Below are 14,115 nucleotides of genomic sequence, written 5' to 3'. Positions count from 1 at the left end.
TGTTAAAAACGCCTCCAGGCGCCGGTCGTCCTGACAATCCTGAGTCTTCGCCTCCTGGCGCTCCTGACCCTTATCCTTAAGTCGTTATCCTGTTGGCATCCTCGCCCTGGCACACACTTTACCTTGTTCCCTTAAACTAACAAGCTATGAAAAGGTACAAAACCGGATTTTCAGATAATTACTCATTAATAACTCTTTGAATTTTAATATTTTGAGTTTTTTAGCGCCTGCGATTTCTCTTAAATTTCTCATACGCTTAAGAGCAGATCTCTTACATTCCGTAGGGCTTTCACTTACATGTCAATGACGAAGGGAAAAGCCTTTTGCCCGCATTCAGGTATAATCCCCGCAGATTACGATTTTTGGAGACGACCACGTGACTACCTGGAACTACCAACAGACGCATTTTGTCACCAGTGCGCCCGATATTCGCCACCTGCCCTCAGACACAGGGATTGAAGTGGCATTTGCTGGCCGCTCCAATGCGGGAAAATCCAGTGCCCTGAATACGCTCACCAATCAGAAAAACCTGGCGCGTACCTCGAAAACACCTGGCCGTACTCAGCTGATTAACCTGTTTGAAGTGGCTGAAGGCAAACGCCTGGTCGATTTACCGGGCTACGGTTACGCGCAGGTACCGGAAGAGATGAAGATCAAATGGCAGCGTGCGCTGGGCGAATACCTGGAAAAACGCATGTGTCTGAAAGGTCTGGTGGTGCTAATGGATATTCGTCATCCGCTAAAAGATCTCGACCAGCAGATGATTGACTGGGCGGTGGCAAGCGATATTGCGGTGCTGGTGCTGCTGACAAAAGCGGATAAGCTGGCAAGCGGCGCGCGCAAGGCGCAGGTGAACAAGGTTCGTGAAGCGGTGCTGGCATTCAACGGTGATGTACAGGTTGAACCGTTCTCCTCGCTGAAAAAGCAGGGCGTGGATAAACTGCGACAGAAGCTCGACAGCTGGTTTAACGATCTGGAACCGGCGACTGAAGCGGAAGCAGAGTAACAACAGGCGCGGCGATGACCGCGCTTTTTTTTGCCAGAAACTTTCTTTGCCGCAATAAAAAACGCCCCAGTCATTACTGACTGGGGCGGCTAAAATATTCAGCCAAATCCGATTACGTGAAGTAAAAGGTCTGAAAGATAGAACATCTTACCTCTGTACCCTACGTCGTTAACTCTACTCTTTTTTTATCGCTGGACAAAGCACTTTTTGTAGTTTTTTTTCATTCTTTACATAGGGAATTCTAATGATCGTCACAAAACGCGCGTACTTATGTTGCTTACTTACATAAAACGCGCGTTATTCCGTTAACCCTTAGTGAGCCTGATCCCAGTTTTCGCCGCTACCCACTTCCACCAGCAACGGAACGTCCAGCTTCATGCTGTTTTCCATCAGTTCATGGATCTTCTGAGAGACCGTATCCAGATCGTCTTTATGAACTTCAAAGACCAGTTCATCGTGTACCTGCATGATCATTTTCACGCGCGGCTTCTCTTTTTCGAGCCAGGCATCGACAGCGATCATTGCGCGTTTAATGATGTCCGCCGCAGTGCCCTGCATGGGGGCGTTGATCGCAGCACGTTCAGCACCAGCCCGGCGCGCGGCGTTGCTGGATTTGATATCCGGAAGGTAGAGACGACGCCCATCCAGCGTTTCAACGTAGCCTTTCTCTTTCGCCTGCGCGCGGGTACGTTCCATATATTCCAGTACGCCCGGATACCGCTCGAAGTAGAGATCCATATACTTCTGCGACTCTTTACGCGGGATATTGAGCTGGCGTGAAAGACCAAAGGCACTCATGCCGTAAATCAGACCGAAGTTGATCGCTTTTGCACTACGACGCTGCTCGTTTGTCACGCTCTCCAGCGCCAGCCCAAACACTTCGGCAGCGGTTGCCCGGTGGATGTCCTTCCCTTCGGCAAAGGCCGTCAGCAGGCCTTTGTCGCGTGACAGATGCGCCATAATACGCAGTTCGATTTGCGAGTAGTCCGCGGAGACAATCAGATAATCCTCTGGCGCAATGAAAGCCTGGCGAATACGGCGGCCCTCTTCATTACGCACCGGAATGTTCTGAAGGTTAGGATCGGTTGACGAAAGTCGCCCGGTCGCCGCCACAGCCTGGTGATAGGAGGTGTGCACGCGGCCCGTTTTCGGGTTGATCATCAACGGCAGTTTGTCGGTATAGGTCGATTTCAGCTTAGCCAGACCACGGTATTGCAGAATAACTTTTGGCAGCGGATAGTCCAGCGCCAGCTCTTCCAGCACCTCTTCAGACGTTGAAGGGGCGCCACCCGGGGTTTTCTTCAGCGGCTTGATACCCTGTTTTTCAAACAGGATGGTTTGCAGCTGTTTCGGTGAAGACAGGTTAAATGCCTCGCCAGCAAGCTCATGCGCTTTCTGTTCAAGCTCGGTCAGGCGCTGCGCCAGCTCACCAGAGTGGTTATGCAGCACCGTTGGGTCGATTTTAACGCCATTGCGCTCAATGCGGGACAGCACAGGCACCAGCGGCATCTCAATGTTCTGGAACACATTCAGCGGCCCTTCGTGCTTCTGCAATTTCGGCCACATTTTGAGATGCAGCTGTAGCGTGACGTCAGCGTCTTCCGCGGCGTAGCGGCCTGCTTCTTCCAGCGCGATCTGGTTAAAGGTCAGCTGATTTTTGCCCTTACCGGCAATTTCTTCAAAGGTGATGGTTTTGTGTTTCAGCCAACGATCGGATAAGGAATCCATATCATGGCGGCCCGCCACGCTGTCCAGAATGTAAGATTCCAGCATGGTGTCAAAAGCGATACCACGCAGCTCAATGCCGTAGTTTTGCAGAATACCGCGGTCGTACTTCAGGTTTTGCCCAACCTTCAGCACTTTCTCGTCTTCCAGAATCGGCTTCAGCAGTTCTAAGGCGCGCTCGCGGGAGATTTGCTCCGGCGCATCCAGATAGTCGTGAGCCACCGGAACATAGGCTGCAATACCCGGCTCCGTTGCGAATGACAGGCCCACCATATTAGCCGTAATGTTATCAAGGCTGTCCGTTTCGGTATCGAAAGCAAATACTGGCGCTTTTTTCAGCTTTTCAATCCAGGCGATGAGCCGTGACTCTTCAAGGATGGTTTCATAGTTGTCGAAGGAGAGCGCTGCCGCCTCTTCTTCTGCCTGCTCTTCGGCATTGACAACGATGGTCTCTTTCGGCTTCGCCGCAGGTTTAGCCCCTTTCGCCTGAAGCCATTTCCCGGCTTCAACATCCGCGGTCCAGCGTTTAAATTCGTATTTTCTGAACAGGCCAAGCAGTTCGTCGGCGGCGGGTTCCTGCACTTCCAGCTGCTCGCAGGTAAGCTCCAGCTCTACGTCAGTTTTGATGGTGGCCAACTGATAGGAGAGATAAGCCACCTCTTTGTTATCGGCGAGCTTTCCGGCTATGGTTTTTGCGCCACGGAAGGTAAGACCGGCAATTTTGTCGGGTTCTGCATACAGCGTATCCAGCCCGCCCAGCCCTTGCAGCAGCGCCTGAGCTGTTTTTTCGCCTACGCCCGGTACGCCAGGAATGTTATCCGAGGAATCGCCCATCAGGGCGAGGAAATCAATAATGAGCTCTGGCGGCACGCCATATTTGGCGACCACTTCTTCCGGGCCAAGAATGGTGTTTGTCATGGTGTTGATCAGCGTGATCCCGGGCGTTACCAGCTGCGCCATGTCTTTATCACCGGTACTGATCAGAACCGGGCGGCCTGCTTTTTCCGCTTCGCGCGCCAGGGTACCAATTACGTCATCAGCTTCAACGCCTGAGACCGCCAGCAGTGGCAGCCCCATCGCTTTCACCATAGCGTGCAACGGTTCAATTTGCGCACGCAGATCGTCAGGCATAGGGGGACGGTGAGATTTGTAATGCTCAAATAATTCATCGCGGAAGGTTTTACCCTTCGCATCAAACACCACGGCCGCATGGGTTGGGTGGTATTGCAGAATCAGGCTGCGAAGCATATTCAGCACGCCGTACATTGCGCCGGTAGGTTCCCCTGCGCTGTTGGTCAGAGGAGGAAACGCATGATACGCCCGATACAGGTAAGAAGAGCCATCGACGAGTATAAGTGGGTTTTCTGGGATCTGAACCATAATGTCCGTGCCTTTTATGAATTTATGGATAAAGGATGCCACAGAAGGATGAAAACATCAGGTTTTAGCGCTTTATACAGAAAAAGATTTTGCGATCGGGAAGATCGCTCGCAAAACAAAACTGTGGATAAGTTTGTGCATATTTTTAATACAGGTGAATAACAGCTTTATAAAAGTGATACTGAAAACTTATTTATCTAATAAAATCAAAGCATTGCTATAATATCACTTAAGATCGCGCTTCACTGATGTTTATTTAGTCTATGTGGATATAAGACTTAAGCACTCTGTCTATATGCAAAAATTCGCTGCCTGGCAGGAAAAGCCGCAGCCTCCTGGTGTGAAACCGCCCTGGTCTGAGCGAATTTCTGATAAGATCGGCGCCCAGCACCGGATAGCCGGCTGCTCAATTACAGCTAACTATCTGAATAAATTCATTATGTCGAGAATACTCGCAGCGATAACATTATGGTTAAGCGTCATTTTAACTATTCTGGTTACCATCGCCTGTTCTGTGCCAATCATCGTTGCCGGAATAATTAAACTTCTGCTGCCTGTCCCTCCGGTATGGCGCGCGGTGTCTGCTTTTTGTAATTTTATGATGTACTGCTGGTGTGAAGGGCTGGCGATCCTGCTGCATCTGAACCCCTGGCTGAAGTGGGATGTTCAGGGGCTGGAGAAGCTGAACAAAAAGAACTGGTATCTGCTGATCTGCAATCACCACAGCTGGGCCGACATCGTTGTATTGTGCGTACTGTTTCGCAAACACATTCCGATGAACAAATACTTTCTGAAACAGCAGCTGGCCTGGGTGCCTTTCATTGGACTGGCCTGCTGGGCGCTGGATATGCCGTTTATGAAACGCTATTCACGCAGCTATTTAATTCGTCATCCGGAACGCCGCGGTAAGGACGTGGAAACCACGCGCCGTTCTTGCGAGAAGTTTCGCGCGCATCCCACCACCATTGTTAACTTCGTCGAAGGATCACGCTTTACCGAAGAGAAGCGCCAGCAGACTCGTTCTCCTTATCAGAACCTGTTGCCGCCAAAGGCTGCGGGCATCGCAATGGCGCTCAACGTGCTGGGTGAGCAGTTCGATAAATTGTTGAACGTAACGCTCTGCTATCCGGAAAATGACAGGACGCCGTTCTACGATATGCTCAGCGGCAGGCTGACGCGTATCGTTGTCCGCGTTGATCTGATGCCCGTCAACACTGAACTGCACGGGGATTATGTCAACGATAAAAACTTCAAACGTCGTTTCCAGCTTTGGCTTAATACACTCTGGAAAGAGAAAGACGAGCAGATAGCTAAGATTAAATCTTCATACAAAAACGCCGGTCAGTGACCGGCGTTTTTCTTTATGTTTGTTACTTTTTCTCAACCAGGTATTTCACGGTATCAGCGTACTGTTGTACGAAGATATCCATGCTGGTCGTGTCCATACCACGCATATTCACCTGGTATTTGCCGTTAACATACATCGCCGGCACGCCCTGCAACTGGAAGTCAGCGGCAGCTTTTTCCTGCTGTGCCACGAGAGATTTCACCACGAAACTGTTCCAGGCAGCGTCGTAGTCTTCACCTTTAACACCGGCATCCACGAACACTTTACGGATATCTGCCGTAGTTTGTACGGTTTGGGTTTTCTGTACGGCTTCAAACATAGGCGCGGTGATCTTATCTTCCACACCCAGCGCAATCGCGACCGCCCATGCCTGAGTCAGATCTTTACCCAGTGGGCCAAGGAACTCAACGTGGTATTTCGTCATTTTGGTGCCTTCCGGCAGCTTTTTCTTCACGTTGTCAGAAACATGAAGTACCTGCTCAAACTCATAGCAGTGCGGGCAGTAGAAGGAGAAGAACTCCAGCACCTGAGGCTCGCCAGCAACAGGCTTGTCCAGCGTAATGTACTGCTTGCCGTCGGTAAACTGCGCAGCAGTTGCGCTAAATGCCAGAATCATACCAGCCAGCGCCAGCCAAATTTTTTTCATGATTAACTCTCTCCTGGGTGTGTCCAATTAATACATCGGCGTTAATTGCAAAGGGGGTTCCTGTAGAACCTTAACCTGCGCGGTAAATGTGGATATCTGGTTGCGCCAGTAATCCTCCCCGGTAAGCCAGGGGAAATTTCGGGGAAAAGCCGGGTCTTCCCAACGCCTGATTAACCACGCGAGATAATAAACAAATCGCATCGCACGTAAAGGTTCTATCAAGGCAATTTCGTCTGAATTAAAGGGGCTAAATTCTTCATAAGCTTCAATTATGGTCTCAAGCTGCATGCGCTGCTCGGCTTTATCACCGTTGAGCAGCATCCACAGATCCTGCACCGCGGGTCCCATACGTGCGTCATCAAGATCGACAAATAGTGGGCCATCGCGCCAGAGAATATTCCCGGCGTGGCAGTCACCGTGCAGGCGCAGAGTAGTAATATTATCCCGCCAGCAGGCTTTTACAGCATCAATAAGCTTATCGGTCGCCGTGAGGAAATTATCCTTTAGCGCATTCGGGATCAGCGCCGATGTTTCGAATACCTGTCGCGGCTCAATAAGATATTCCTGAACACCAATCGTCGGACGGGCAACAAACGGTTTTTTACGTCCCGTCTGATGAATGCGCCCCAGATAGCGGGCAACCCATTCCATCTGATCGATATTATCTGCCTCAAACTGTCTTCCGCCCAGGCTCGGAAATACCGCGTAGTAAAAGCCCTGATGGGTCAGCAGCGTTTGGTTATTGAATTTAATGGGTGCCGCAACGGGAACATCGTCATCCAGCAGATCGTGGGCAAACTGATGCTCTTCCTGAATTTGTTCTGCGGACCAGCGCTGTGGACGGTAAAACTTTACGACAAAGCGCTGGCGCTCTTCGTCCTGAAATTGGTAGACACGGTTTTCGTAGCTGTTTAAAGGGGTTAACCCGGAATCCACCCGAATACCCTGTTCGAACAGCGCATCCATAATGGTATCCGGGTGTAGTGTCTGGAAAGTAAAAGCCTGGTCGTTCATCCGATCATCCGGAAATTATACGAATGATTCAGGATATCATCTTGTGGCGATTTCGGTGGCTCCGCTTACAAGCTTTTACTCTTTAATTACGCCTCGGGCACGCAGTAATGCGGTTTTAAAATCCTCTTCATAATCTTTCTGAATGCCAGGAATAACAGCATCTTTAGCCGAGTCACGCATTTTCAGGTGGTAGATCAGGATGTCGTCAGAAAGGTCTGCCAGTTCGCCATCAAAACCTGACTCTTTCGCCAGTTTCTGTAAAAATTGCATCAGATTCAGCTCTGGCTCTTTTTGCCAGGCCGGCTGGAGAAGCTCAATGACTTCATTAAGACGTTTACATTTCATGGTAGTGCTCCTTTCATTTAGAGAGACACGTTAGCAGGGTCAATCCCACAATAAAAGAGGCGATATTCGTGAATCAATGCCAGGAAATCATCGGAGTTGTTCTGGCCGGGGGCAGGGCAACGCGAATGGGCGGAAAGGATAAGGGGCTTCAGCTCCTGAACAACACACCATTATGGCAGCATGTTGCTGATACGCTTGCAGATCAGGTGTCCTCGATGGCGATCAGCGCTAACCGACATGTTGATATTTATCAGCGCAGCGGGTATCCGGTTTATCAGGATAACCTGGTGGACTACCCCGGTCCGCTGGCGGGAATGCTTTCCGTTATGCAGCAGTCGCATGGAGAGTGGTTTCTCTTTTGTTCATGTGATACGCCCTTCATCCCGTCCTGCCTGGTTGAACGTCTGGTGCAGCGGCGCGGTGGTGCTCCCGTCGTCTGGGTACACGACGGTGAACGCGACCATCCAACGATCGCATTGATTAATCGCTCGTTAATATCCGCGCTGGAAGATTACCTGGCCGCAGGAGAGCGGCGCGTCATGGTATTTATGCGTCAGTCCGGAGGGCATTCCGTTGATTTCAGCGACATGAAATCGGCGTTTGTGAATGTAAACACGACGGAAGATTTGCAGATAATGCAGGAGAAGAAATGATACCCGTATTAGCGATCTCTGCCTGGAGTGGCACCGGGAAGACTACGCTGCTAAAAAAACTAATACCTGCACTTTGCGCCAAAGGCATTCGTCCCGGATTGATTAAGCATACGCACCATAATATGGATGTCGATAAGCCCGGGAAAGATAGCTATGAGCTGCGTAAGGCTGGCGCTGCACAAACGATGGTGGCGAGTAACCAGCGCTGGGCGTTAATGACAGAAACACCGGATGAAGCACCGCTGGATCTCGCTTATCTTGTCAGCCGGATGGATCACTCCACGCTGGATCTGGTGCTGGTTGAGGGGTTTAAGCATGAGGCCGTGCCTAAGATCTTGCTGTTCAGAAACGGCGCCGGGCATGATGTTAGCGAACTAATGCTGGATGAGCATGTGATTGCCGTGGCCAGTGACGTTGCGTTGTCGCTGGAAGTACCGGTTCTGGATTTGAATAATGTGGAGGGGATTGCAGCGTTTATTTTGGCGTGGTGTGCAGTCTGAGATCTGCCGGGTGGCGGCTTCGCCTTGCCCGGCCTGCCGTTTTTCGACGTACAAACGCAAAAAGGCCATCCTTCCGGATGGCCTCTTCACTTAATTGATGCCTGGCAGTTCCCTACTCTCACATGGGGAGACCCCACACTACCATCGGCGCTACGGCGTTTCACTTCTGAGTTCGGCATGGGGTCAGGTGGGACCACCGCGCTAAAGCCGCCAGGCAAATTCTTGTGCTCTGTCCTGTGTCTTTCGCACTGATACTGCGTTGGCTGCTCTCGTAAAGTCAGTCACATACCTCAGTATGCTCCTTCCTTTCCTTCGTTTGCCGCCTTGTCTCAGCGCAAAATCCTTCGGACTCTGAATCTAAGCTGAAAATCGTGTCTGTCTCTTCGCCAAAACACCTTCGGCGTTGTAAGGTTAAGCCTCACGGTTCATTAGTATCGGTTAGCTCAACGCATCGCTGCGCTTACACACCCGACCTATCAACGTCGTCGTCTTCAACGTTCCTTCAGGAGACTTAAAGTCTCAGGGAGAACTCATCTCGGGGCAAGTTTCGTGCTTAGATGCTTTCAGCACTTATCTCTTCCGCATTTAGCTACCGGGCAGTGCCATTGGCATGACAACCCGAACACCAGTGATGCGTCCACTCCGGTCCTCTCGTACTAGGAGCAGCCCCCCTCAATTCTCCAGCGCCCACGGCAGATAGGGACCGAACTGTCTCACGACGTTCTAAACCCAGCTCGCGTACCACTTTAAATGGCGAACAGCCATACCCTTGGGACCTACTTCAGCCCCAGGATGTGATGAGCCGACATCGAGGTGCCAAACACCGCCGTCGATATGAACTCTTGGGCGGTATCAGCCTGTTATCCCCGGAGTACCTTTTATCCGTTGAGCGATGGCCCTTCCATTCAGAACCACCGGATCACTATGACCTGCTTTCGCACCTGCTCGCGCCGTCACGCTCGCAGTCAAGCTGGCTTATGCCATTGCACTAACCTCCTGATGTCCGACCAGGATTAGCCAACCTTCGTGCTCCTCCGTTACTCTTTGGGAGGAGACCGCCCCAGTCAAACTACCCACCAGACACTGTCCGCAACCCGGGTAACGGGTCTACGTTAGAACACCAGCCATTAAAGGGTGGTATTTCAAGGTTGGCTCCACGCAGACTGGCGTCCACGCTTCAAAGCCTCCCACCTATCCTACACATCAAGGACCAGTGTTCAGTGTCAAGCTATAGTAAAGGTTCACGGGGTCTTTCCGTCTTGCCGCGGGTACACTGCATCTTCACAGCGAGTTCAATTTCACTGAGCCTCGGGTGGAGACAGCCTGGCCATCATTACGCCATTCGTGCAGGTCGGAACTTACCCGACAAGGAATTTCGCTACCTTAGGACCGTTATAGTTACGGCCGCCGTTTACCGGGGCTTCGATCAAGAGCTTCGCGTTGCCGCTAACCCCATCAATTAACCTTCCGGCACCGGGCAGGCGTCACACCGTATACGTCCACTTTCGTGTTTGCACAGTGCTGTGTTTTTAATAAACAGTTGCAGCCAGCTGGTATCTTCGACTGATTTCAGCTCCGCCCGCAGGGGCTTCACCTACATATCAGCGTGCCTTCTCCCGAAGTTACGGCACCATTTTGCCTAGTTCCTTCACCCGAGTTCTCTCAAGCGCCTTGGTATTCTCTACCTGACCACCTGTGTCGGTTTGGGGTACGATTTCGTGTTACCTGATGCTTAGAGGCTTTTCCTGGAAGCAGGGCATTTATCACTTCAGCACCGTAGTGCCTCGTCATCACACCTCAGCGTTAATAAGGTACCGGATTTACCTGGAACCTCCGCCTACATGCTTAAACCGGGACAACCGTCGCCCGGCTGACATAGCCTTCTCCGTCCCCCCTTCGCAGTAACACCAAGTACAGGAATATTAACCTGTTTCCCATCGACTACGCCTTTCGGCCTCGCCTTAGGGGTCGACTCACCCTGCCCCGATTAACGTTGGACAGGAACCCTTGGTCTTCCGGCGAGCGGGCTTTTCACCCGCTTTATCGTTACTTATGTCAGCATTCGCACTTCTGATACCTCCAGCATGCCTCACAGCACACCTTCAACGGCTTACAGAACGCTCCCCTACCCAACAACACATAGTGTCGCTGCCGCAGCTTCGGTGCATGGTTTAGCCCCGTTACATCTTCCGCGCAGGCCGACTCGACCAGTGAGCTATTACGCTTTCTTTAAATGATGGCTGCTTCTAAGCCAACATCCTGGCTGTCTGTGCCTTCCCACATCGTTTCCCACTTAACCATGACTTTGGGACCTTAGCTGGCGGTCTGGGTTGTTTCCCTCTTCACGACGGACGTTAGCACCCGCCGTGTGTCTCCCGTGATAACATTCTTCGGTATTCGTAGTTTGCATCGGGTTGGTAAGCCGGGATGGCCCCCTAGCCGAAACAGTGCTCTACCCCCGAAGATGAGTTCACGAGGCGCTACCTAAATAGCTTTCGGGGAGAACCAGCTATCTCCCGGTTTGATTGGCCTTTCACCCCCAGCCACAGGTCATCCGCTAATTTTTCAACATTAGTCGGTTCGGTCCTCCAGTTAGTGTTACCCAACCTTCAACCTGCCCATGGCTAGATCACCGGGTTTCGGGTCTATACCCTGCAACTTAACGCCCAGTTAAGACTCGGTTTCCCTTCGGCTCCCCTATACGGTTAACCTTGCTACAGAATATAAGTCGCTGACCCATTATACAAAAGGTACGCAGTCACCCCATAAAGAGGCTCCCACTGCTTGTACGTACACGGTTTCAGGTTCTTTTTCACTCCCCTCGCCGGGGTTCTTTTCGCCTTTCCCTCACGGTACTGGTTCACTATCGGTCAGTCAGGAGTATTTAGCCTTGGAGGATGGTCCCCCCATATTCAGACAGGATACCACGTGTCCCGCCCTACTCTTCGAGTTCACAGCATGTGCATTTTCGTGTACGGGACTATCACCCTGTACCGTCGGACTTTCCAGACCGTTCCACTAACACACAAGCTGATTCAGACTCCGGGCTGCTCCCCGTTCGCTCGCCGCTACTGGGGGAATCTCGGTTGATTTCTTTTCCTCGGGGTACTTAGATGTTTCAGTTCCCCCGGTTCGCCTCGTTAACCTATGTATTCAGTTAACGATAGTGCAACGGATTGCACTGGGTTTCCCCATTCGGACATCGCCGGGTCAAAGGTTCATATCACCTCGCCGGCGCTTTTCGCAGATTAGCACGTCCTTCATCGCCTCTGACTGCCAGGGCATCCACCGTGTACGCTTAGTCGCTTAACCTCACAACCCGAAGATGTTTCACTTCTGATTGCGAAAATTTGAGAGACTCGAACACACATGAGCTGTGTGTCGTTTCAATTTTCAGCTTGATCCAGATTTTTAAAGAGCAAATATCTCAAACATGACTCGCAAGTCAGTTTTGAGATATTAAGGCAGGTGACTTTCACTCACGAACCAGCAAGTGGCGTCCCCTAGGGGATTCGAACCCCTGTTACCGCCGTGAAAGGGCGGTGTCCTGGGCCTCTAGACGAAGGGGACGTACAGTCTCAATCGCAAGACGCCTTGCTATTTACTTTTCATCAGACAATCTGTGTGAGCACTGCAAAGGCAGGTTCTTTAAGGTAAGGAGGTGATCCAACCGCAGGTTCCCCTACGGTTACCTTGTTACGACTTCACCCCAGTCATGAATCACAAAGTGGTAAGCGCCCTCCCGAAGGTTAAGCTACCTACTTCTTTTGCAACCCACTCCCATGGTGTGACGGGCGGTGTGTACAAGGCCCGGGAACGTATTCACCGTGGCATTCTGATCCACGATTACTAGCGATTCCGACTTCATGGAGTCGAGTTGCAGACTCCAATCCGGACTACGACGCACTTTATGAGGTCCGCTTGCTCTCGCGAGGTCGCTTCTCTTTGTATGCGCCATTGTAGCACGTGTGTAGCCCTACTCGTAAGGGCCATGATGACTTGACGTCATCCCCACCTTCCTCCAGTTTATCACTGGCAGTCTCCTTTGAGTTCCCGGCCGGACCGCTGGCAACAAAGGATAAGGGTTGCGCTCGTTGCGGGACTTAACCCAACATTTCACAACACGAGCTGACGACAGCCATGCAGCACCTGTCTCAGAGTTCCCGAAGGCACCAATCCATCTCTGGAAAGTTCTCTGGATGTCAAGAGTAGGTAAGGTTCTTCGCGTTGCATCGAATTAAACCACATGCTCCACCGCTTGTGCGGGCCCCCGTCAATTCATTTGAGTTTTAACCTTGCGGCCGTACTCCCCAGGCGGTCGACTTAACGCGTTAGCTCCGGAAGCCACGCCTCAAGGGCACAACCTCCAAGTCGACATCGTTTACGGCGTGGACTACCAGGGTATCTAATCCTGTTTGCTCCCCACGCTTTCGCACCTGAGCGTCAGTCTTTGTCCAGGGGGCCGCCTTCGCCACCGGTATTCCTCCAGATCTCTACGCATTTCACCGCTACACCTGGAATTCTACCCCCCTCTACAAGACTCTAGCCTGCCAGTTTCGAATGCAGTTCCCAGGTTGAGCCCGGGGATTTCACATCCGACTTGACAGACCGCCTGCGTGCGCTTTACGCCCAGTAATTCCGATTAACGCTTGCACCCTCCGTATTACCGCGGCTGCTGGCACGGAGTTAGCCGGTGCTTCTTCTGCGGGTAACGTCAATCGACAAGGTTATTAACCTTATCGCCTTCCTCCCCGCTGAAAGTACTTTACAACCCGAAGGCCTTCTTCATACACGCGGCATGGCTGCATCAGGCTTGCGCCCATTGTGCAATATTCCCCACTGCTGCCTCCCGTAGGAGTCTGGACCGTGTCTCAGTTCCAGTGTGGCTGGTCATCCTCTCAGACCAGCTAGGGATCGTCGCCTAGGTGAGCCGTTACCCCACCTACTAGCTAATCCCATCTGGGCACATCCGATGGCAAGAGGCCCGAAGGTCCCCCTCTTTGGTCTTGCGACATTATGCGGTATTAGCTACCGTTTCCAGTAGTTATCCCCCTCCATCAGGCAGTTTCCCAGACATTACTCACCCGTCCGCCACTCGTCAGCAAAGCAGCAAGCTGCTTCCTGTTACCGTTCGACTTGCATGTGTTAGGCCTGCCGCCAGCGTTCAATCTGAGCCATGATCAAACTCTTCAATTTAAAAGTTTGATGCTCAATGAATTAAACTTCGTAATGAATTACGTGTTCACTCGTTGAGACTTGGTATTCATTTAGTGTCCGAGGACATTAAGAATCCATGTCACTTTGAGTGCCCACACAGATTGTCTGATAAATTGTTAAAGAGCAGTGCCGCTTCGTTTTCGCTGCGGCGCGGGGTGTGCATATTACGCTTTCCCGCTTCAGAGTCAAGCGTTTGTTTTGCTTTTCTCTGCTGACCCGGCGGCTTGCGTGCCGTTGTTCCGTGTCAGTGGAGGCGCATTATAGGGAGTTCTTCTGAAGTG

The 14,115-nt window shown here is 51.5% G+C and carries 9 protein-coding genes, 1 tRNA gene and 3 rRNA genes; 4 read left to right on the top strand and 9 right to left on the bottom strand.

Going from position 1 to position 14,115, the window contains the following annotated elements; translation table 11 throughout:
• Positions 1-376: 376 nt before the first annotated feature.
• A complete protein-coding gene (yihA, locus tag O1722_RS00135; RefSeq protein WP_003861913.1) occupies positions 377-1,006 on the top strand; it encodes a ribosome biogenesis GTP-binding protein YihA/YsxC in 630 nt (209 codons plus the stop codon).
• Between the two features lie 98 nt (positions 1,007-1,104).
• Here yihA and spfP read toward each other — a convergent pair whose 3' ends face one another.
• Together spfP and polA are read right to left on the bottom strand one after the other, a co-directional pair.
• Entirely contained in the window at positions 1,105-1,152 is a 48-nt protein-coding gene (gene spfP, locus O1722_RS00130; RefSeq protein WP_071892919.1) for a small protein SpfP, read from the bottom strand.
• A gap of 166 nt (positions 1,153-1,318) precedes the next feature.
• Entirely contained in the window at positions 1,319-4,111 is a 2,793-nt protein-coding gene (polA, locus tag O1722_RS00125) for a DNA polymerase I (protein ID WP_033488188.1), read from the bottom strand.
• 439 nt (positions 4,112-4,550) lie between these two features.
• Here polA and O1722_RS00120 point away from each other — a divergent pair, with 439 nt between their 5' ends.
• The gene (locus tag O1722_RS00120; RefSeq protein ID WP_032620765.1) at positions 4,551-5,459 is read left to right on the top strand and encodes an acyltransferase; all 909 of its coding nucleotides are present in this window, start codon (positions 4,551-4,553) and stop codon (positions 5,457-5,459) included.
• Positions 5,460-5,481: 22 nt separating this feature from the next.
• Here the strand turns inward: O1722_RS00120 and dsbA are convergent, their stop codons facing one another.
• The 3 genes from dsbA to O1722_RS00105 all read right to left on the bottom strand — a co-directional run bounded on the left by dsbA (position 5,482) and on the right by O1722_RS00105 (position 7,464).
• Positions 5,482-6,105 carry a thiol:disulfide interchange protein DsbA gene (dsbA, locus tag O1722_RS00115; RefSeq protein ID WP_003861908.1) on the bottom strand — a complete coding sequence of 208 codons (624 nt, stop codon included), beginning with the start codon at positions 6,103-6,105 and terminating at the stop codon, positions 5,482-5,484.
• A gap of 27 nt (positions 6,106-6,132) precedes the next feature.
• Entirely contained in the window at positions 6,133-7,119 is a 987-nt protein-coding gene (locus tag O1722_RS00110; protein ID WP_033488187.1) for a serine/threonine protein kinase, read from the bottom strand.
• A 75-nt stretch (positions 7,120-7,194) separates the two neighbouring features.
• Positions 7,195-7,464, bottom strand: coding sequence for a YihD family protein (locus O1722_RS00105; RefSeq protein ID WP_003861904.1), 270 nt, complete (start codon positions 7,462-7,464; stop codon positions 7,195-7,197).
• A 68-nt stretch (positions 7,465-7,532) separates the two neighbouring features.
• Between O1722_RS00105 and mobA the strand changes: the two genes are divergently transcribed.
• Positions 7,533-8,117 (top strand): molybdenum cofactor guanylyltransferase MobA, encoded by a 585-nt coding sequence (mobA, locus tag O1722_RS00100; RefSeq protein WP_017694040.1) that lies wholly within the window; start codon positions 7,533-7,535, stop codon positions 8,115-8,117.
• Complete coding sequence (gene mobB, locus O1722_RS00095; protein WP_017694039.1) at positions 8,114-8,617, top strand: molybdopterin-guanine dinucleotide biosynthesis protein MobB; 504 nt, start codon at positions 8,114-8,116, stop codon at positions 8,615-8,617. Before mobA ends, mobB begins: the two co-directional genes overlap by 4 nt.
• A gap of 99 nt (positions 8,618-8,716) precedes the next feature.
• Here mobB and rrf read toward each other — a convergent pair.
• The 4 genes from rrf to O1722_RS00075 all read right to left on the bottom strand — a co-directional run bounded on the left by rrf (position 8,717) and on the right by O1722_RS00075 (position 13,813).
• Positions 8,717-8,832, bottom strand: a 5S ribosomal RNA gene (gene rrf / locus O1722_RS00090).
• 192 nt (positions 8,833-9,024) lie between these two features.
• A 23S ribosomal RNA gene (locus O1722_RS00085) occupies positions 9,025-11,929 on the bottom strand.
• Between the two features lie 182 nt (positions 11,930-12,111).
• A tRNA-Glu gene (locus O1722_RS00080) sits at positions 12,112-12,187 on the bottom strand.
• Positions 12,188-12,271: 84 nt separating this feature from the next.
• Positions 12,272-13,813, bottom strand: a 16S ribosomal RNA gene (locus tag O1722_RS00075).
• The 16S, 23S and 5S rRNA genes sit together here with 1 tRNA gene alongside, the layout of an rRNA operon.
• Positions 13,814-14,115: the final 302 nt, after the last annotated feature.

The sequence above is a fragment of the Enterobacter cloacae complex sp. HYC003_NIDB genome (assembly GCF_056673375.1).
Note: the sequence above shows the minus strand (reverse complement) of the source record. Positions and strands in the feature narration are given on the sequence as shown.